20 protein-coding genes are annotated in these 20,620 nt (G+C 47.5%); 10 read left to right on the forward strand and 10 right to left on the reverse strand.

Annotation, left to right across the window (positions count from 1 at the left end; genetic code table 11):
- Positions 1–300 precede the first annotated feature (300 nt).
- Positions 301–771, forward strand: coding sequence for a hypothetical protein (locus H8K36_RS15490; protein WP_186917373.1), 471 nt, complete (start codon positions 301–303; stop codon positions 769–771).
- A 154-nt stretch (positions 772–925) separates the two neighbouring features.
- Here the strand turns inward: H8K36_RS15490 and H8K36_RS15495 are convergent, their stop codons facing one another.
- The 3 genes from H8K36_RS15495 to H8K36_RS15505 are packed head-to-tail and all read right to left on the reverse strand — an operon-like array spanning position 926 to position 2,517.
- Positions 926–1,390, reverse strand: coding sequence for a hypothetical protein (locus H8K36_RS15495; RefSeq protein WP_186917372.1), 465 nt, complete (start codon positions 1,388–1,390; stop codon positions 926–928).
- Between the two features lie 56 nt (positions 1,391–1,446).
- Positions 1,447–2,010, reverse strand: a complete 564-nt coding sequence (locus tag H8K36_RS15500) for a sigma-70 family RNA polymerase sigma factor (protein WP_186917371.1) — start codon at positions 2,008–2,010, stop codon at positions 1,447–1,449.
- Positions 2,011–2,019: 9 nt separating this feature from the next.
- Complete coding sequence (locus H8K36_RS15505) at positions 2,020–2,517, reverse strand: ArsI/CadI family heavy metal resistance metalloenzyme (protein WP_186917370.1); 498 nt, start codon at positions 2,515–2,517, stop codon at positions 2,020–2,022.
- A gap of 127 nt (positions 2,518–2,644) precedes the next feature.
- On the opposite strand from H8K36_RS15505, the gene H8K36_RS15510 reads away from it, so the two are divergent.
- The gene (locus H8K36_RS15510; protein WP_186917369.1) at positions 2,645–5,740 is read left to right on the forward strand and encodes an NHL domain-containing protein; all 3,096 of its coding nucleotides are present in this window, start codon (positions 2,645–2,647) and stop codon (positions 5,738–5,740) included.
- A 61-nt stretch (positions 5,741–5,801) separates the two neighbouring features.
- Here the strand turns inward: H8K36_RS15510 and H8K36_RS15515 are convergent, their stop codons facing one another.
- Positions 5,802–6,242 carry an SRPBCC family protein gene (locus tag H8K36_RS15515; RefSeq protein WP_186917368.1) on the reverse strand — a complete coding sequence of 147 codons (441 nt, stop codon included), beginning with the start codon at positions 6,240–6,242 and terminating at the stop codon, positions 5,802–5,804.
- 290 nt (positions 6,243–6,532) lie between these two features.
- Here H8K36_RS15515 and ald point away from each other — a divergent pair, with 290 nt between their 5' ends.
- Complete coding sequence (gene ald, locus H8K36_RS15520) at positions 6,533–7,648, forward strand: alanine dehydrogenase (protein WP_186917367.1); 1,116 nt, start codon at positions 6,533–6,535, stop codon at positions 7,646–7,648.
- Positions 7,649–7,739: 91 nt separating this feature from the next.
- Here ald and H8K36_RS15525 read toward each other — a convergent pair whose 3' ends face one another.
- Together H8K36_RS15525 and H8K36_RS15530 are read right to left on the reverse strand one after the other, a co-directional pair.
- Positions 7,740–8,384, reverse strand: coding sequence for a head GIN domain-containing protein (locus H8K36_RS15525; RefSeq protein WP_186917366.1), 645 nt, complete (start codon positions 8,382–8,384; stop codon positions 7,740–7,742).
- 238 nt (positions 8,385–8,622) lie between these two features.
- Complete coding sequence (locus H8K36_RS15530; RefSeq protein ID WP_186917365.1) at positions 8,623–9,045, reverse strand: hypothetical protein; 423 nt, start codon at positions 9,043–9,045, stop codon at positions 8,623–8,625.
- 428 nt (positions 9,046–9,473) lie between these two features.
- On the opposite strand from H8K36_RS15530, the gene H8K36_RS15535 reads away from it, so the two are divergent.
- The 3 genes from H8K36_RS15535 to H8K36_RS15545 all read left to right on the forward strand — a co-directional run bounded on the left by H8K36_RS15535 (position 9,474) and on the right by H8K36_RS15545 (position 12,036).
- Positions 9,474–9,938: an Hsp20 family protein gene (locus H8K36_RS15535; RefSeq protein ID WP_186917364.1), complete on the forward strand. Its 465-nt coding sequence runs from the start codon at positions 9,474–9,476 to the stop codon at positions 9,936–9,938.
- Between the two features lie 372 nt (positions 9,939–10,310).
- Complete coding sequence (locus H8K36_RS15540) at positions 10,311–11,513, forward strand: toxic anion resistance protein (protein WP_230404687.1); 1,203 nt, start codon at positions 10,311–10,313, stop codon at positions 11,511–11,513.
- An 82-nt stretch (positions 11,514–11,595) separates the two neighbouring features.
- Positions 11,596–12,036, forward strand: coding sequence for a YiaA/YiaB family inner membrane protein (locus H8K36_RS15545; RefSeq protein ID WP_186917362.1), 441 nt, complete (start codon positions 11,596–11,598; stop codon positions 12,034–12,036).
- 3 nt (positions 12,037–12,039) lie between these two features.
- Here the strand turns inward: H8K36_RS15545 and H8K36_RS15550 are convergent, their stop codons facing one another.
- Together H8K36_RS15550 and H8K36_RS15555 are read right to left on the reverse strand one after the other, a co-directional pair.
- Positions 12,040–12,849: a hypothetical protein gene (locus H8K36_RS15550; protein WP_186917361.1), complete on the reverse strand. Its 810-nt coding sequence runs from the start codon at positions 12,847–12,849 to the stop codon at positions 12,040–12,042.
- 97 nt (positions 12,850–12,946) lie between these two features.
- The gene (locus H8K36_RS15555) at positions 12,947–13,864 is read right to left on the reverse strand and encodes a LysR family transcriptional regulator (RefSeq protein WP_186917360.1); all 918 of its coding nucleotides are present in this window, start codon (positions 13,862–13,864) and stop codon (positions 12,947–12,949) included.
- A gap of 212 nt (positions 13,865–14,076) precedes the next feature.
- On the opposite strand from H8K36_RS15555, the gene hmgA reads away from it, so the two are divergent.
- The 4 genes from hmgA (at position 14,077) to H8K36_RS15575 (ending at position 19,559) form a co-directional block, all read left to right on the forward strand.
- Positions 14,077–15,372: a homogentisate 1,2-dioxygenase gene (hmgA, locus tag H8K36_RS15560; RefSeq protein ID WP_230404688.1), complete on the forward strand. Its 1,296-nt coding sequence runs from the start codon at positions 14,077–14,079 to the stop codon at positions 15,370–15,372.
- A gap of 24 nt (positions 15,373–15,396) precedes the next feature.
- Positions 15,397–16,722, forward strand: a complete 1,326-nt coding sequence (gene fahA / locus H8K36_RS15565; protein ID WP_186917358.1) for a fumarylacetoacetase — start codon at positions 15,397–15,399, stop codon at positions 16,720–16,722.
- 491 nt (positions 16,723–17,213) lie between these two features.
- A complete protein-coding gene (locus H8K36_RS15570) occupies positions 17,214–19,049 on the forward strand; it encodes a pre-peptidase C-terminal domain-containing protein (protein ID WP_186917357.1) in 1,836 nt (611 codons plus the stop codon).
- 174 nt (positions 19,050–19,223) lie between these two features.
- Positions 19,224–19,559, forward strand: a complete 336-nt coding sequence (locus H8K36_RS15575; protein ID WP_186917356.1) for a zinc ribbon domain-containing protein YjdM — start codon at positions 19,224–19,226, stop codon at positions 19,557–19,559.
- A 64-nt stretch (positions 19,560–19,623) separates the two neighbouring features.
- Here the strand turns inward: H8K36_RS15575 and H8K36_RS15580 are convergent, their stop codons facing one another.
- Both H8K36_RS15580 and H8K36_RS15585 read right to left on the reverse strand, forming a co-directional pair.
- Positions 19,624–19,971: a hypothetical protein gene (locus H8K36_RS15580; RefSeq protein ID WP_186917355.1), complete on the reverse strand. Its 348-nt coding sequence runs from the start codon at positions 19,969–19,971 to the stop codon at positions 19,624–19,626.
- Between the two features lie 49 nt (positions 19,972–20,020).
- Positions 20,021–20,458, reverse strand: coding sequence for a hypothetical protein (locus tag H8K36_RS15585; RefSeq protein ID WP_186917354.1), 438 nt, complete (start codon positions 20,456–20,458; stop codon positions 20,021–20,023).
- Positions 20,459–20,620 lie beyond the last annotated feature (162 nt).

Genomic DNA, 20,620 nt, shown 5'->3' on the forward strand with positions numbered 1-20,620 from the left:
CCGCGTGAATACGTTTTATGTTGGACCAGTTGCCCTGGGTCTACTTCGCCAAGGATGTCGCCTTACAAATGCCGTGCAATCGCCACAGGAATTCGACCTCGAAAAACCGATCTAACCCTTTGGAGCCTGTGCAACTCGCTCTATTCGAACTCGACTCACCAATCATGAATCCATTTCAAATCGGTTCAAATTTCGTTGAACCGTTAATGCCAGTCTATATCGATTTAGAATCAATGGGTTGAATAGAAAGTGTGAAGTTATCAACTACAACCGACTCTACATCGAACTAAGGAGATTTCTATGCAAAGTGTTATCCACCAACTGAAAGCGTTCTGTAAACTCTTCTCGCCAAAATTTCGTCAGTCTCGTGCCGAACGCTCACAGAAATCATTGTGGATTGCGGCCGTATTCGCCTTGATCTCCTCACTAGCCATTGCTCAGGTTCCAACGCAAGCGACTGTAAGTGCCTCAGAGGTGCTAGGCACATGGAAAGTAGATCTACGTCCGACCCCAGATGCCGCGCCCTACTTTCAAGAATTTGTCGTAACAAAGATTAACCCCAACAACACCTTTGAAGGCACGTTCTACGGCGCACCGATCACCCAAGGAAGAATCAATACAACGTGGGGAGCGGTACGCATCGCATTTGTTACCGCAGACCAGTCTGGCCCCTACAATCATTCTGCCGTGCTCAAAGGAGGTCATATGGAAGGCCTTACCAACTCAACTGGACGCGAATTTCTTGCTTATTGGTCTGCGGTAAAGCAATGATGGGTAGATGCAATATTACGTAACAAGAACCCTCGCAGAAAATAAGTCAATTTCACTTAAATGAACTTTAATCTGCGCGAGTTGCCGTCACAAAATAGGAGGCGTCTGAGATCCGCTTACCTAAGAGAAATTCGCAATGCACTAGGCACCACTTTCACTCCTTCTCAGGAGGCCATCGCTTCACTTCAATCAGCATCGTCGCCCCATCACTCTTACGCTTATGATCAAGACGCACGCTCAAATCCTTTTCAAGAAAGCTGCTTTCATAAATATTGATACTAATGTCTTGTAAATTCACTTGCACATTTGGTTCAAACGGGTCTTTCCCCTGCAAACAGGCCAAAATGCGTCTGAAATTCATCTCTGGAAACTCGGTCGACGAATGGCGCGACAGATAGGTGCAAAAAGCTTTCGCTCCCTCACTTTGATCGTGAGAACAACTTTTCTCCCCTATCGAGATCGTGTTGCCCGTTTTTCTCACGCCCCAGAACGTCGTCAATTCGACAAAGCTCGGTTTTCCTTCAATGCTTGAGTTCGCAAATTGACTTAAGTTTGTACACAACTCTTGATTACTGGCGCAGACCGGAAGCGATACTAGAATCAGTAAGGACAAAAACATAGGGCGTTTCAAAACATGCTCCGAATGATGATTGATAATCTACACTGTAATCTAAATCAACAAGCTTTAACACACTTTGTATTCGGAAAATAATCACTGACCACACCATCCTGCATCTCCACATGGCAGCATTTCAATACCTTATCTTTCAACATGCTGCGTGCGCGGCTGACGCGACTCTTGATTGCCGATAGGCTGACACCTTCACGCTCTGCAAGTTCACGCATTCCTATGCCATCGAGCTCGCTTGCCAATAAGCTGTCGCGATAGATCGGCGCGAGTTGCTCGGCAAATGGTCGCAGGCAGAGTGCGAGTTTGCTATGCAGTTCTAGTTCATTTTCTTCTGATATCCAATGCGATTCGTCGAGTTCGACATGGGGTTCTGCTTGCGCACGATAGTGATCAATCACGGTCGTGCGCGCCGCAGTGTAAAGCCATGCAGTGACATTCGCAATCGTCTTTCCGGAGCGATGCGACTGCAGCGCTTTGACAAAAATATCTTGTAGCAGATCGTCTGCCACACTCGCATCAGATACATGGCGTCGCAAGAAACTGCGCAACTGCTGGCGCAAGGCTAGGTAGGCGGTTCCGAGCTCAGGTGATGTAGCTGCAGCAAGCAAGGGGACTCCTTAGCAGCAAGAAGATTTGGTCGCCGTAGCCTGCTTAGGCACACAGCAATTGCCGGCTGCTTTTTCTTCCGCATTGCTCATCACGGGAATGCAGCACGCTGTAGAGTCGGGCGCATGGTCGTCACCAAATTCGACAGCGTCGGCCATCGTAAAATAATGTTCCCATGCGAGGCCTTGTGGGTCGAGCGTCCAATGCTTTTCGCTCTTCGCATAACAGCAAGTGGCGTTTGATTGATCAATACTTTGTCCTTGCGATGCGGCATCTGCCAGGGCCTTTAATTCCGCCAACTCTTCTGCTGTATCAACCTGCATGCCGAAATGATTCAAGCCGACGGTGTGGCCTCGCTTCGAAATCGCAAAGTTGATGCGCGGATCGTCCAACATCCATTTCGCATAATCCGCTTGTTGCTTACTCGGTGCCTGTCCAAACAATTTGCTGTAGAAGGCAATATTGGTATCTAAGTCGTCTACTGATACGTGTACATGAAAGCGTTTCATTGGATTCTCCTATTGAATTGTCGATTCATCGATATGATGTACTGGTATAGACGTCGCTTGTGCAAAAAGGTCGCAAAAAAATCGCTTTCGATTACAATGATATTTTTTTATCAACGTCATTCAGCCGATGCAATTTTTTTCTCCACTTCGCAGCAAACTCATTCTCATCTTATCTTGTGCGCTAATTGTCTCTGCATGTAGTGATTCTCATCGTGAAACTACTTCCAACCCTAGCATGGTGCTTGCAGGTGCTCCTGCGTCTGGGCAAATTACCCTGAATTTTCCCAGAGAAAATTATAGTATCGAACGACGTGGCGATCGTTTTGCCTTGATCGACAACGTGTCGGGCGCTGCGGAAATTTTGGTGAGTGCTGACAGTACCATCATTTTCTCTGACTATACGCTGAACCTCAGTGTCGCCGGAAAGTCCATCACGATTTCAAACGAAAGACTACGACAACTGGCCGAACTCTACGTCGCCTTCTTTAATCGCATTCCCGATGCCGATGGAATGGCTTACTGGATTGAGCAAATTCGTAATGGTATGAGTAATGATCAGCTCGCCGACCAATTCTACAATGCGGCTGTCTTGTACTCGGAGCAGACTGGCTATTCAAAGAATATGTCAAATGCTGATTTCGTCAAAATTATCTATAAGAACGTGCTCGGACGTAGCGGCCCAAGTGCGCCAGGTGATGACGAGGTAGGCTATTGGGTTAAGGAATTGGAGTCCGGAAAGACCAAATCTTTCTTGGTACTGACTATGTTGAACTCCGCCCATACATTTAAGGGAGACGCCACCTGGGGTTGGGTTCCACAACTCCTTGACAACAAAGTCGACGTCGGCTTGCTCTTCTCGGTACAGCAAGGACTCAATTTCAAAACACCGGAAGAGTCGATTACTCGCGGTAGTGCGATCGCTTCTTTAATCGAAGCTGGCGACACATCGAAGGCATTGTCGCAAGTCAAAGTAAGAGACATTGAATTCGACTTAACAGCGAGTGTCACGCTACTGCCTCAAAGCACACAGGTGAAAGCAGGTGCGACAGCAATCGAAATCAAGACTAGTCGCAAAGGGACAGGTGTCATCACTTGGTCACTATCGAATGAAACTCTCGGAACCTTGGATCAAATAAATGGCGACCAAGTGTACTTTACGCCGGCCGCTAGTATCGCGGAAGACCTCAGCGTCACTATTACCGCACGTTTAGGTGGTGCGAGTTCAAGTACGCAAATTTTGATTCAACGAGGGGCAGGTATTTCGCTGCTGGCTGGCCTTGAGCTAGAGGGGGCAATTGATGGCTCAGCAGAATCCGCTCGATTACTCGGACCCGCCGGCATTGCGCATGATGCTCAAGATAATGTTTTCTTTGTTGACGGAGGAACCCTCGTTCGGAAACTGTCTGCGGACGGCAGTGTCACCACTATCGCGGGCATCGCAGAATCTTTTGGTAGCGTCGATGGCAACGCGCGATTTGCGAAGTTCAATGGACTCCGTGGCATCGCGATTGATCGTACTGGAAATATCTACGTTACCGAAAATATCAGCAAAACAATTCGCAAAATTACCCCCAATGGTGTCGTGTCTACGGTGGCTGGGAAAGCGGGTGAAAGTGGGTTTGTCGACGGCTATGGCACCAATGCGCGATTCACCCAACCCATCGGTATTGCGATTGATGGCAACGGTGAAATATGGATTGCTGACATGGGAGATCCAGCACTTGGAATTTCCGGTAAGGTACGGCGCGTCAATACGGCTGGTTTGGTCCAAACAATTAGTATTACAGGTGATATTCCAGCAGCTCCTGCGGGCATCGCGATTGCGCCCGATGGGAACATCGTCGTGAGCGACACCGAATCTTCTAATGTGTATACATTGCGCGGTTCGGGTACTAGCTACACTTCCACAAAAAATTTCGACCTGCTAAATGGAGTCCCAGCTGGCACTGAAGTTGGATACCTCAGCGACAACCCAGTCCTCAGTTTTAACAACGCTGGACGATTAATGATTGTTGACTCCTACACCAACAGATTATTTCTTATCAATTCATCGTGGGCAGGCGCTTTCCGTGAAGTCGGAAACTTCAATGACGGAACTCTCTCTAGTGCTGCATTTAACTCTCCTGTTGGAATCACGCAAACCAGCAATGGCGATATCTACGTCAGCGATCTCGGCAACAAAATGATTCGACGGGTTCGCGGCAACCTCGTTACTAACGTGGTCGGCAAGCAGAGTTACGGTGCCAATGATGGGGTAGGCAAGTACGCCAGTTTCTATTCACCATTTGGATTGGCAAGTGATGGCAATGGAAAGATTATCGTCACCGATGCGAATAATAATCTCATTAGAAAGATCGATTCAAATGGTCGTGTTGAAACGCTCGCTGGTTTTCCCACCGAATTTGGATTCACAGACGGGTTAAAAAATATTGCGCGATTTAATTCACCCCGTGCGCTTCATTTGGTTAAAAACGGCGATATTTACGTATCTGACACTTACAACAATCTCATCCGAAAAGTGACTAGTGAAGGGCAAGTAACAACCTTTGCTGGAGCATTGTCAACGGATACTTATCACAATGGTCTTCATTCAAACCCTAACGTGGATGGAGCTGCAAGAGATGCGCGCTTCTTCTCACCACGTGGTGTAAGCAGTGATAGCAAAGGCAATCTGTATGTCGCAGACTATTACCACCGTACGATACGAAAAATTGGCCCAGATGGAACAGTGAGCACATTCGCCGGCTCCCCGAATACTGCGGGAACCACCGATGGTCGAGGCAGCAATGCTCGTTTCATGCGTCCAGTTGGGATGACGATTGATGGCAACGACAATGTCTACGTTGCTGACTGCTACGCCCATAACATTCGCAAGATTAGTCCTAGTGGAGACGTCACGACTTTCGCTGGCGTCGCGCAGTCTTCAGGAGAGCTAAATGGCGCCGCGGCATCGGCTAAATTCAACTGCCCACGAGGATTAACTTTCGACGAGCAAGGCAATCTATATGTAGCCGATAGTAATAACGACAGTATCCGTATGATTTCGAGCAGAGGCACTGTCAGCACTTTGGTTGGTTCGACAAGTGCGATGAATGGCAGTAATAGAATACGCTTAGGGCCACTTCCAGGGTATCTCGGAACACCGAACGACGTTGTCTATATCGGAAAAAATACATTGGCAGTTAGTGCGGGTCATGCCGTTTATCGTGTAGTCCTGCCCTGAACATGGTTGAAAGAGTCGCTAGGCGCCGCAAGGGCCTAGCCTCAATCAGAAAAAACGACACCTATCCTACTTCAGGCTCCACCAGCAAGGCCAATTGCGCCAAAGACTCTTGCCAACCGAGATAACAAAGTTCTAGCGGTATCGCCTCAGGAATCCCCGACTGAACAACGCGCAACTCAGTACCGCACAAGACAGGGCGAAGTGTAACGATCACGTCGAGGACACCTGGTAAATTCGGATCATCAAATTGATCGGTATAACGAATCAATTCGTTCGGTACTAGCTCAATGTACTCGCCGCCAAACGACTGGCTTTGTTGCTTGGCAAAATTGGTGAAGGTCATCTTGAAACTACCGCCGACCAATGGCTCAAAATGATGCACTGTGCATGTGTAGCCATAAGGTGGAATCCATTTTGCCATCGCCTCAGCGTTGAGAAATGCACGATACAAGCGTTCGGCAGGTGCCGTAAAGACACGGTGAAGCGTGACAGTATTGCTCATTTGATGGGCTCCTATTTGACTCTCATGGTTAAGGTTTTCGACGTTCTGTCTGAAATTTCTTACAGCAAGACGAAAACTGTACAGCTTTTCTTACAATGTGCGAACGCACAATTTCCAAAATTCATTTAAATCCAGCTTTGTGTGAAACAGCGAACATCTTGAAATGGCATGGTGCCATAATTTCCTCGACTAATACCCTTTAGTTGTTGCAATCAAGATGGCACTGATCTTACCCGGCCACTGCCGTCCGTTCCCATCAAACTCAACAAATCAAAAACAAGAGAGACATCATGATCGTAGGCGTTCCTAAAGAAATCAAGAACCACGAATATCGCGTGGGTATGACCCCCTCTTCAGTACGTGAATTAACGTCGCGCGGGCACCAAGTATTGGTACAAAAAAATGCTGGTGCTGAGATTGGACTCAGCGATGCGCAATATCTCGCCGTTGGTGCAGAACTGGTCGAAACGGCCAAAGAAATTTTTGAACGCGCGGAAATGATCGTCAAAGTCAAAGAGCCGCAACCCGTTGAGTGCGCGATGCTGCGCCCAGGTCAGATCTTGTACACTTATTTGCACTTGGCTCCTGATCCAGAACAAACCGCTGCGTTGGTGAAGTCTGGTGCAATCTGCATCGCTTACGAAACCATCACCGGTGCGAATGGTGGCTTACCATTGTTGGCGCCGATGAGTGAAGTAGCAGGTCGTATGTCTATCCAAGCGGGTGCTGCGCACTTAGAAAAATCCAAAGGCGGTATGGGATTGTTACTCGGTGGTGTGCCAGGAGTAGCGCCTGGGCATATCGTCATCATTGGTGCAGGCGTGGTCGGCACCAATGCCATGCAAATGGCGGTAGGAACTGGTGGCCGCGTCACGGTACTCGATAAGAGTATAGATCGTTTGCGTCAATTGGATTTAGTGTACGGTAATCGTATTTCTACTGTGTATTCCAATGCACAATCGATAGAAGAGGCGGTATTGTCTGCAGATTTGGTGATCGGTGGCGTCTTAGTTCCGGGTGCTGCTGCGCCGAAACTGGTCAGCCGCGATTTGATTTCTCGCATGAAGAAAGGTGCAGTTGTCGTCGACGTCGCCATTGATCAAGGCGGTTGTTTTGAGACTTCACACGCCACGACTCATGCAGAACCAACTTACGTGGTTGATGGTGTGATTCACTACTGCGTGGCCAACATGCCAGGTGCGGTTGCACGCACTTCGACATTCGCTCTCAACAATGCTACAGTCGGTCACGCAATTGCTTTGGCTAGCAAGGGTTGGAAACAAGCATTACGTGATGATGTTCATTTGCGCAATGGCTTGAATGTATGTGAAGGTAAAGTGACGTATGAAGCAGTCGCACGCGATTTAGGGTATGCCTATGTTGCAGCGGATAGTGTTTTGAATTGACGGTAAGTTAAGCGCACAATTCATTCGCAAAAGAAAACGGCTAGCACATCATGCTAGCCGTTTTTTCTTGCTTTAACCCAAGCAAAGTAACTTATTTGCCTGCGCTAACGCCACCAATACCGTCCACCGTTTTACTGATGGATTTTGGATGTCCATAGTAGTTCAGAGAACCGATGCCTTGTACATTGGCTTTCAATTTTTCCGACGCATACACATTCACTGAGCCGATACCCTCGACATTCGCCTCGACGTTCTCAGCAATCAACTCTTTCGCTTCAACATGACCAACGCCCTGCGCACGTACTTTAAAGTTAGTCACTTTACCGGTCATCACCAGCATGCCAACGCCTTCATAGTTCAAATCAAAACGGTCACCACTAATCTTCTTAACTGTGGTCATGCCCGCACCTTCCATTTTAAATTTCGTCAGACTCGGCGTTGTCACAATCACTTTTAGATCATCGGAAATGCGGATGTTTTTCTTTTCTTTGTAGCTGATCAATAACTCGTCGCCAGTAATATCAGTAACTACTTGCGAAATGTATTTATCGTCGCCTTTCACGCGAATTGAATAGGCTGGTCCCACTTCAACTTCAACGATCAACGCACCTTGAGTACGAATCGCTGTAAATGGAGTTGCATTACGACTTTGCTCTCCAGCCAAAGCCAAACCTGAAACCAATGTGAGTGCTGTACCAACAGCTGCTGCCATACCGAAAAGACGAGATTGACGCATTTGAAGCTCCTTAAATGAGAACTGAGTGAGTACTGAGTGAATACTGAACAATGAGTGTTGCTTGAGGTTTAACTGATTGAACCATGGAAGGAAGTTTGCCCGTTTTTTCGAACGCTGTCTGCAAAAGGCGATAAATTGCCGATAGTGTGTGACGAACTGCAAAAAAGCCTGCCTCAAATGCAAAAGAAAACGGCGCACAAGGCGCCGTCTTTCTCAACTTACTGCAATGCTTGCACGATTATTTCATGGAGGCGGCAGAAGCTGCTGATGCCGCAGCAGATGCTGCTTTGTGCGCTTTATGAGTCGCTTTACCATGTTTCTCTGCTGCTTTATCAGAAGCTTTTTCTGCTGCCTTTTCTGTGCTTGCTGCAGCACTAGCAGCGGCCGCTTTTACTTCAGTTTTCACTTCTGGTTTAGCCGCTGGTTTCGCTTCAGCCTTAACAGCAGGTGCGCTAGCGACTGCACTTGCAGCAGCACTGGCGGCATGTGCTTTAGGCGCAGATGCATGGGCACTTGATGCCGCCGCTGCAGCGGGCGCAGCTACTGGTGCGCTGGCTTTCGCTGCAGATGCAGGCGCTGCTGTCTGCGTTTGCGCAGCATTTGCAAAAGCTGCACCCAAAGTAAATGTCGCAGCAACGATAGAGAGTGTGAGCTTTTTCATGATCAATCCTTCTTCCATTAAGTAGTGTTCTGTATCAGAACTAAAGGGTGCTTCTGTTATTCGATATTGCCTTACTTCGTTTTACATCGCAGCCTTGTTACTGCGTACTGCCATAACGGTGCCCAAGTTTTTTGTGTTGACAGCATTTTGAAATATTTTTTCGCTCGGTTTTTACCTTGTTTTTCAAATGAACATGCTAAAAGCCACCGACACAACAAATGAAAATCGTCTCAAATGGGGTTAGTTTTAAGCCTTTCAAGACCCGAATTTTTATAAATTTTTTTCTCTTGAAAAGTCTTTTTACCCGCCACATATCCGAATCAGCAGATGCTCAAGTGAGGTCTGTCAGAGGTGAAAAAGATTCAAATTGCAAATCAATTTCACCACTCATATTTATTTTATCGCTTCAATTAAAAAGGATAATCATCATGCGTAATTTCGACTTTTCTCCACTCTATCGTTCCGCAATCGGCTTTGATCGTTTGGCACATTTGTTCAACGAAGCACAACGTGCAGAATCCACGCCGAGCTACCCACCGTACAACATTGAATTAGTGAACGAAGATCAATACCGTATCAGTATGGCGATCGCAGGTTTTGATCGCAGTGAGATCGAAATTGAAACTGAGCGTGATGTATTAAAAGTTGTTGGTCGCAAAGCGAAACCCGAAACGCAAGGCACCTTCCTGCACCGTGGCATCGCGTCGCGCGATTTTGAACACAACTTCCGTCTAGCAGACCATGTCAAAGTCGTGGGCGCTCATCTCGACAACGGTCTGCTCAATATCGAATTGCAACGCGAAATTCCAGAGGCACATAAACCTCGTCGCATCTTGATCGATGCTGAACCACTGCGTACGGTGAATACCCCAGACCAGTTACAAGCAGCCTAATGTAGTCAGGTGCTCATCGAGCACCAAGTAGGACACTTTGTTTTCTTCATTGTTGTTTCGTTTCCCTTGTGGCGTAGCTGGTGACAGCTACGCTTTTTTTTATCTATGCCTTCCATTTAACTAACGGAAACCGTCATTCCACTGTTTTACCGACAATTCACCGCATAAGGCACAGCATGGGCATAAAGTATAAAAATATTATACCAAATACATCAATAATATCAACCAAATACAATTAAGTTGAATATTAATATTCCGAATGGCACAGTTCGTCTCAAGCCTGCTCCGCTTCAGTCTTGGCAACATCATTTGCACAGACCAGCGCGATGGCTTGAATAAATGAATCCATCCACAGCCATAGGAATAGAAAGCATGAATCAGCAAATTGAATCGCTTGCAAACACTGAATTTGTCTTAAATGCACCGGAAGTGATTTCGCCGGTCAATGCGGAGTCAGCGGCACGCGCGTTGCCTTTGAATCCAGATTTACGTTCCGCCGTCGAAGAGCAAGTCGAACGCTTTATGCATGCCTTGTTGACGGAAGATCTGCAAAGCGAAGATTTCAAACATAAACTCGATAGTGCGTTTGCCCTAGGTCGCGAGGAAATCGCGGTAGCCTCAGGCTTAATGCAATCGCGTTTAATGCAAGCGAACTTTATCGGCGTTGAAGAAGGTTCAGCATTCAAAGCCATACAAGAAATGCGTTCGCAACTTGATGCGCTTAACCCTGGTAAAGAAGGTGATTTGCTACAAGCAAATAAATGGTTAGGCATTATCCCTTACGGAAACAAACTAAGAACCTACTTCCGTAAATATCACGCAGCATCGACACAACTGCAAAAGAGTATGCAGCAGTTATATGCGGCACGCGATGACTTACAACGTGATGTTGTAGACATTGAAGCCTCACGCGTGAAGTTGTGGGAAGCGATGCAAAAGTTGATCGCAGCAGTTCACTTCGCTCGGACCTTGGATACACGATTACAGCAGCAAGTTGAACAGCTCAAAATCAATGATCATGCTCGCGCAAAAGCGCTGGAACAAGAGGTGCTGTTTTACGCTCGACAAAATTTGCAAGACATGTTGACGCAACAGGCTGTTTGTACCAATGCTTATTTGGCGCTCGATGTACTGAAGCGCACTGGACGTGAAATGATGAATGGCTGCAGTCGCATCGCCACCACTGGCATGAGCGCCTTAGTTGTGGCGCAAACGGTAGCGCGGGCAACCGGCAATCAGATCAAGGTGATGGATAGCTTAAGTAGCATCAATCAAACCATAGAGAACATGATCTCGGAAACGGGGGGCGCCTTGAATCAACACGTCGATCGCGTCAATCAATTTGCGCAGAATCCTATGGTAGGAATTGATAAGCTGAAGGAGATGTTCGATCAAACTTTTCAAGCCATGGATGCCATGGACAACTTCCGCAGCAAGGCAATTGAAGTGATGGGACAAAACAATCAGGTGATCGCTGATCAGTTGGAGAGAGCCAAACACTATCTTGATCGTCATCGTCAACAGCAAACCCGCGAACTGCACAAAGCTGAGCTAGCTGGTCCAGTCGCGCTTTGAGTCTGTTTCAAAAAACGAATTTAAGAACTTAGGTCGCTTAGTAATAACGAAATTTAACAACATCAAACAATAAGGATTCGATATGGCAACGCAATACATTATGCAACGAGATAGTAAGGGCTGGCATTTTCAGGTGTGGGTTTCATTTATTTTGGCGATCGTAGCTGCTGGCGCTGGCGTGATTCAGTTACCGGGACAAGAGCTCGATCGTGCCTTCGTCGCACTCGGTTTGTTCTTTAGTTTGTTCGCGAGCTTTACCGTAGCAAAAATGATTCGTGACAACCGTGATGGCCAAATCGATACCACCTCATGGACGATGACAGTATGGGCAGCCTTTGTCGCCGCACTCTCATTAACCGCTTGGGGTTTATGGCGTATGAATATTCCTGTATGGGAAAAGAGCTATATGGTGGTCAGTTGGTTATTCTTGATCACCACCACTTTTACTCTTGCGAAGACCATACGCGACGCTCATGAAGCAGAATTAATGGAACGCGCGGCGATGAATGCGAACAATCACTAATGTTCACAAATCTAAGTTAGAAGAGCGAGGTATTTGAACCTGCTTAGCCTCAAGAAAACGCTGCTGTTGCACGAGTTGCTCAGTAGCGTTTTCTTGTAGGTGAGATTCATGTTCTTGCAAGCCTTGCTGCAGCAATATCAGCTGGGATTTCAAGAGCATCAGCGCAGTTTTATTTTCTACAATGACTTGGTCGCAACGCGCTTGTGCCGGAACCTTCAAATATGCCTGCAAGCTATCCGGCAAATAACGCTCGACAAATTGCTGCAGATAAAAGCGCTGTTCTAAGTTGAGAGACAATCTCGAATCAGCATTCGCCAACATCTGCATCACGCGATCTAGTTGCTGCCTGATCTGCTGCAAACTCACCTGAACTTCCTCATCACTCTCCGCATTGACTTTGGCGATCAATTGATCGACTCGTTGCAAGTGATCAAGTTGAAAAACGAAGGGTAGCGCTTGCTCCACGTGCTTCCGCTTGTTTTCACGCACACCATGTAGATACAAAAAGCCACTCAAGCCCACACCTGCAGCTGCAATTGCTGCGAGTATCCCTGAGCCGCCGATAATCGCCACTCCAAGCATGCCGCCCGAACATAGCAGAGTACCTCCCGCGATCAACTTTCCACTCGTCATGTGACTCTGCTTGGGCGAAGCGGCTCCAACCAATGAAGTTTGATGCCTTTGTTTTAGTAGCGCGACCCGTTGCTGTTCCGCAGCGCTCAATTGCGCTTGCTGCTGCGATGCCTGTTTGCGAGCAGTACGCAAATTAATAGGCTGTGAAGAGCGAACCTGATGGGGGTCTTGATTAGACATGCGCTTATGAGCTGTGATGGTACAAGAAAATGAAGTCTATATTGAATGAACTAGATATGGGTTCGATCATACCATTTTCAATTCTGTGTAGTGGTATTCAGATGTCTGCAAAAAGATCGACTAGGCATTGGCGCAGCCACTGGTTACCCTCATCTTGTGAAAAACGACGATGCCAAAAAATATTGGTTTGTAAGCTCGGTAATTTTAGAGGCACTTTGCTATACGCTAGTCTAAAATGCTGGGCAGCACTCGCCGCCAATTTTTGCGGCACGATGGCGACCAAATCTGTGTGGCTCAAGATATAGGGAACTGCTGAGAAATGCGGTACGGTAAAGTTCGCACCGGCACTGATTCCCGCCTTCTCTAATGCTTGATTAATTTTGTCGTAAGGACTTTCTTTGGTCGACACAATTAAGTGCTCCGCGGCTAAGAATTCTTTCAGACCTACTTCCTCGCCCGCGTCACGCAGCACTGGGTGATGCTGACGATGCAAACAAACATAGTCTTGCTGGAACAAGCGACGATGATAGAGTGCGCCGGAAATCTCATCAAAAGCACCTAAGGCCAGATCTATCCTTCCTGTTTCCATTTCCGCCATCAAATCCACGCTATTGGCGCGTACGGTCGCGATTTGGATATGGGGTGCTAGTTGCCTACATTGCTCGATCAAGAGCGGCATGAAATACATCTCGCCGACGTCGGTCATGGCAATCGTAAAACGACGTTGGCTATTGGGACTATCAAAACGCTCTTGTTGATTGAGTGCCTTGGTCACGTTAGCTAGCGCGGCAGCTATCGGGTCAGCCAACTGCTGAGCCAAAGGGGTGGGCTGCATGCCTAGTGAGGTGCGGACAAATAACTCATCATTAAAGGTTTTGCGTAAGCGCGCGAGCGCGTTACTGACCGCAGGCTGCGACAAATTAAGCTTACGCGCCACACTAGAAATTTGTCGTTCTTGAAACACTTCTTGAAACACAACCAACAAATTTAAGTCGATGTCTTTAGCTTCGATCAAACCTTACCCCACTATTGATTTCATGAATGATCTACATTTTAGTATTTATATCGCAAAAAAGGGAGCTTTCCACTACATTAGCGTCTCATTCTGCGACGCTAAGTGAACAGAGCAATTCAGACCTGTTGCTAAAGACGGCTGAAAGCCTAGCGAATAAGTGCAGCACTTCCCTATTTACCTTGACCGTTTTCTCCTTTCATTTGGAAATGATGATGAACAAGAACTACATGACCGGCTTTGCCAATGAATTCGCGACCGAAGCGCTGCCCGGTGCTTTGCCGCAAAACCAAAACTCCCCGCAAAAATGCGCCTACGGCCTGTATGCAGAACAGATTTCGGGTACGGCCTTCACAGCGCCACGTCATGCAAATCGTCGCTCATGGACTTATCGTATTCGCCCAGCGGCCATGCACCAGCCTTTCGGACAGATCAACAATGGCCAGATGACGAATGACTTCACACAAGTACCAAGCACACCGAATCAATTGCGCTGGGATCCACAACCCATACCAAGCACGCCAACTGATTTTATCGAAGGCTGGATGACGATGGCAGGCAATGGCTCAGCCGATGCGCAAACCGGTTGCGCGATTCATTTGTATGCGGCGAATCGCAATATGGTCGACAAATTTTTCTACGATGCGGATGCGGAACTGTTAATCATTCCACAGCAAGGTCGACTGCATATTAAAACCGAGATGGGTTTAATTGATATCGAACCACAAGAAATCGCGGTCATTCCACGTGGTGTTCGTTTCCAGGTTGAGCTGCCTGATGGCGACGCACGCGGCTATGTTTGTGAAAATTTTGGTGTCATGTTGAAGCTGCCAGACTTGGGCGTCATCGGCTCCAATGGTTTAGCCAATCCGCGTGACTTCCTGACGCCAACCGCGTGGTATGAAGATCGTGAAGGCGACTTCCAATTGGTAGCGAAATTCAGCGGTAATTTGTGGAGCGCGAAGATTGGCCATTCTCCACTCGATGTCGTTGCATGGCACGGCAATATGGCCCCCTACAAATACGACCTGCGTCATTACAATACGATAGGTTCGATTAGTTACGATCATCCTGATCCATCGATCTTTTTGGTCTTGCAATCACCAAGCAATACACCTGGTGTCGACACCATCGATTTCGTGATTTTCCCACCGCGTTGGTTGGCGGCAGAGAACACCTTCCGCCCGCCTTGGTTCCATCGCAATATCGCCAGTGAATTTATGGGCTTGATTCACGGTCAGTACGACGCGAAATCAGCGGGCTTCCGTCCAGGTGGTGCTAGCTTACACAACTGCATGAGCGGTCATGGTCCAGACGCGCCGACCTTTGACAAGGCGAGCAATATCGACACCAGCATCCCGCAAAAAGTGGATAACACGATGGCCTTCATGATCGAAACCAATACGATTATCAAGCCAACACGTGCCGCGATGAACTCACCACAATTGCAGCCAGATTATTTCCAATGCTGGCAGGGTATCAAGAAAAATTTCAATCCGAATCAAGCGTAATTTTTGCGCATCTGAAAGCGACCTATGTCAGTACAACTTAATGAAACTCACAATCCAGCACTGCGTAGCTGGGTCAATTCTGCCAATAGCAGCGACACCGATTTTCCAATCCAAAACCTACCTTTTGGTGTTTTTCGTCGCGCGGGCAGTCATGAGCAATTTCGCATTGGCGTTGCGATTGGTGATCAAATTCTTGATATCCATTTGGCGCAACAAGCTGGTATTTTTGCAGAGGTGACGAACTCTGCGCTAGCAAATGCCTTAGCAGCATCGAGCTTGAATGCGTTGATGAATTTAGGCAATGGCGTGTCATCACAAGTACGATTGGCTTTGTCCAAAGCCTTGCGCGAAGGCGCGAGTGCGCAAGAAAAATTAGTTGGTGCTTTAATCGCGCAAGTTGAGGCTGAATACGCATTACCGGCGCAAATTGGTGACTACACTGACTTTTATACGTCGATTTATCACGCGACTTCTGTCGGTAAATTATTCCGTCCAGATAATCCTTTACTGCCGAATTACAAATGGGTGCCGATTGGTTACCACGGCCGCTCGTCGTCGATCGGCGTCTCAGGCCAACAATTCCGTCGTCCGATTGGGCAAACTATGCCACCAAATGCCGCAACTCCATCGTTCGGCCCAGCGAAACGCATGGACTACGAATGTGAAGTCGGTATCTTCATTGGTCAAGGCAATGCTTTGGGTGATGCCATCAGCATCGATCAAGCAGAACATCATGTGTTCGGTTTATGCCTACTCAATGATTGGTCTGCACGCGATGTGCAAGGCTGGGAATATCAACCGCTTGGCCCTTTCTTAGCGAAGAATTTTGCCTCGACGATTTCACCTTGGGTCGTCACCATCGAAGCCTTGGCTCCGTATCGCAAAGCCTGGCAACGTGACGCCGCCGATCCACAGCCTTTGGCGTACTTGGAGCATGCGGATTTGCGCACAAGCGGTGCATTTGATATCCAACTCGAAGTCTTACTGCAAACAGAGAAAATGCGTCAAGACGACCTGTCAGCGCAGCGCTTGTCATTGTCGAATTTCAGTCATTCCTATTGGACTGTTTCACAGATGGTCACGCATCACACAGTCAATGGCTGTAATTTACAAGCAGGCGATTTCCTTGGTTCTGGCACACAGTCTGGCCCCTTGCCGGAAGAAGCAGGCTCGCTGTTGGAATTGACTGAAGGCGGTAAGAAACCTATCGTCTTCAGCAATGGTGAGCAACGCGTTTTCATCGAAGACGGCGACAGCATCATCATGCGTGGCTGGGCACAAAAAGACGGTGCGCCGCGCATTGGCTTTGGCGAAGTAGAAGGCCGTTTACTGCCAGCACGTTCGTTCTAATTTGCTCTCGTCCACGAAGATCAAGAATAGTCATGCCACGCCGGCATGACTTTTTTTTGCATTCAGCTTTTTCTGTCTCGCATAAAACTCAGAGCAAAACTCGATTCCACTACTTACCTGTAGTTAAAAAATTCTCGCACGCACGCCCTTCACCACATCTGATCAAGTTTTAATAACTATTAATTAACAACATAATAAAAATGCACAAGTGTCAGCACAAAAAGTTAAAGGTAACGTCGATTACACGCTGATATCAAATAAATAGCATGCAAAATATGAACAAACAAAAGCAAACACAAATTTCACTAAAATCTTCTTAATTTATCTATACATCTCGTTGTCCAGCCAATATATCAAACTCATATTTACCTGTCTTGAATTATGTTTTACTAGGCCCTCGCTAGCAAAAAGTCATCATTAAATCGACTTAAATTATCCGCTAGTGAGACGCTTCTTAATCAAAACAATAACCGGACAATTCAGGAGGTAGTATGAAAAAATCAATGAAATTGAGCAGCTTAGGCATGATGCTGGTGATGGCTGGCATTTCTCAGCTTGGTCACGCCCAATCACTTGCGAGCACGCCACGTCAACTCGGCTCGGTCGACGCCGTCATTAATAGTCTTAGCAATCAACAATCGATAAACCCGTTATCTGCACGTTCTGCGGGTACAACGACTGGTTTAGAAACCATCGTCAGCCACGTGCATAATAAAGACGGCTTGGTCTCCATCAGTGGTAGGGCAGCAGATTCCAACAACTCCACGTTTTACCTTAAAGGCTCAAACAAATCATTGCGCGGTTACCTCATCAAGCATGACAGCAAACAGGCCTATGAATACAGTACAGATGCCAAAGGAATTGTGTTCGTGGTCGAAGTACCGATCGCCAAGGTTATTCCTGATTTCGACGCCAAATGGGTCGCTGCAACCAACGCAGCGACCGCCACTATCGCGAGCGCCGTTCACCCAGTCTACAGTGCGTTTGCACAGCGCCAAGCACCCCACATCGGCCCCTACAATAATGAAGATGTCACCAAACTAGAAAGCAAACCTGGCAGCCCTTGGGTGTTCTACTTGAACACTACTGCTGTGATGAGTGGCTCAACACCACTCAATGGCGTGACTAAAGAAAATATGTATCGCGCATGGCAAGTAGTGGCGAGCCAATATTCGATGTACAACATCAATATCACAACCAACGCTGCCGTTTATAACGCAGCGAAATCCGCCAACATTTTACGTACTGGCGTAATTAACTTCGTGAATCAAGATGGTCGCTCCAACGCGCCGCTGTCTTCATTCGGCACGACATCTGCCGGTACGCTCTACCGTAACCCGTCCTCTGGTTTTGATTATGGTTACGGTATCGGTATGACTGCCGCCCATGAAGTTGGACACCAAATGGGGATGTCCCATGACCACGGTGGCACTGGTGGCGAATACTTTGAAGGGATCGCAGCATATCAATGGGGTCCTATCATGGGTAACTATTGGATGGGGGCCAATTGGGCCAATAGTTTATGGACCTGGAGCAAAGGCGAATACAATACTGCGACCAACTTCGAAGACGATTTGCGCATCACCAACGTGAATGAAAACGTGCCATTCGTCGCAGATGACAATGTCAACGGCAAAGCCCTCGTCATCAGCAATACTGGCGTGATCGGCCCGGCACAAAACTTCGGGCAAATCGAAAAAACCGGTGATACTGACGCCTTCACATTCACGGTAACTGGTAATGGTAAGCTCGATCTAAAAATTGAGCCTATTGAATATTTCGGCATGCTTGACGTCGACGCCAAGATCTACAACTCGGCCAACACTTTGGTGGCTAGTAGTAACAAAGGTGTTAATCGCACAGCTGAATTTGTGGCGTTGAATCTTCCAGCTGGAAGCTACCGTTTGGTGATTGCGGGTGGCGCCGAAGGTACGCCATCGAATGGTTTTTCTAATTACTCTTCTTTAGGTTACTACGGCATGAGCGGTACCTTGGTGGGTTCCACTCCACCAGCTGATGTCGTCCTTACCAGTGGTGTCGCGCTTGGTGGCCAAAGCGGTAGTGCGGGCACTTGGAACTACTATGCGATTGACGTTCCTAGTGGCAAAACTAGCGTCGTATTTTCCATCAATGGCGCCAACGGTGATGCCGACTTGTTCTCCCAATTGACGGTAAAACCAACCGCAACTGCGTACAAATGCAAATCGGATGGCTCTACTTCGATCGAAACTTGTACTGTTTCAGCTCCGGCAGCAGGACGTTACTACCTCGGCGTTTACGCCTATAGTGCTTACAGCGCATTAACGGTAAAAGCGACTGTCAACTAAGGCCTCAGTCGCCACTTTGGGGCATGCGCGGTATGGGCATGCCCTTTTTTCATTCGCATTCGACAAGAATATCTCCACGCATGGCGGATGACAAATATCAAACCTTCACGCCCCCGTTTTTGCGAGGAATGCTCGGCTAGTCGGCTATACTAGAGTCTTTGCCCGAAAGATAGTATGTCCAGCTTACCTGCCTGCCCTGTTTGCGGCCTCGAAAACACTTACCCTGATAGTGACAATTACGTTTGCGCAGATTGCGGCCACGAGTGGCCTATGCAAGCTGCCGAAGAGGAAAGCGATGAGCGCATCGTTAAAGACTCTAATGGCAACGTGTTAAATGATGGTGATGCAGTGGTATTGATCAAAGACCTGAAAGTCAAAGGTTCTTCGACTACCCTCAAGCAAGGTACGAAAATCAAGAGTATTCGTATCGTGGGCGGTGATCACGAGGTTGACTGCAAAATGGATGGCGGCAGTTTCATGCTCAAAGCATGCTATCTGAAGAAGGTCTAAATCGCTCAACGCCGCAGACACCTTGTCTGCGGCATTCTATCGCGGTTAAAGCATGAGAACTGTATCAGATCCTTGCGACTGGTACTGGCAAAACCAAGCCAGTCACGTCCGATAATGCTTTCCAAATCACGCCGACTAAAGCATTCCACACTTTCTCAACCGTCGCCAGAATCAAACCACGTAAAGTCTTCACAAAATTGAGACTCATGTCCTCAATCGCGTCGAGGAAAAAATCTTTGGTTTCTTCAGTAATTTGCTTGGTGGCGATGCCGATCGCAACAAATTCCGTTTGTTTCGCAATCGCCTCTAACTGCCGTTCAGAGAAGCCTCGAAAAGCACTGACATCAGCGTTCAGCTCTGTGCTGGCAGCCGCTTTCATATCGATGACGAGTTGCGCCGTATTGATTCCCATACTCTACTTTCGATTTAATGTTGAGCGCTCAATGATTAGCACTCTTTGATTAACGCTGTAAGAAATTTTCGTAAGTGATCGCTTGATCAAAATAAATACTCGCCTGCTGTTTAAAAGCGATAACTTCATAGGTAGTCAGACCCTGCTTAATATCAGTGTCTCGCATTTTCGTCATGGTCTCGGCAATCTTACGAATCGCGACCACGCTAGGCAAACGTGCATCACTGTGTTCAACGGTAACGGGTATTGTTTTATCGAGTACGGCATTCACTTTGTCAGTCACAGCGTTCTTTGGAATGGGTCTCGCATTGGCAGAAATCGCTAAGGCATCAAGTTTGCCAATGACCTGAGCGTATTGGTCCGCGCGGCTCGCAAAGTCTTGCTTTTGAACACCGAGACTCACACCCGCAAACAGTGTCATCGCATCCGTGTTGGCAACATTTAAGGCTTCACTCACCGCTTTATCGTAAGTGGGGGCTAGGGGCATGGCGCAGGCGCTCAACATGCATAGCAAACAGACGGTAATTTGGAGCGAGCACCAGGTGCGCAAACGAGGAAACGACATAACACTACTTTCAGGAGTTTCATCCGGTGACGACGAATCACGCTGCAATGAAAATTACTTGAATTGAATAAAACATTGACTATA

Origin of the sequence: Affinundibacterium nitidum (genome assembly GCF_014284155.1) — a bacterium.
In the GTDB taxonomy this organism is placed as follows: domain Bacteria; phylum Pseudomonadota; class Gammaproteobacteria; order Burkholderiales; family Burkholderiaceae_D; genus Undibacterium; species Undibacterium nitidum.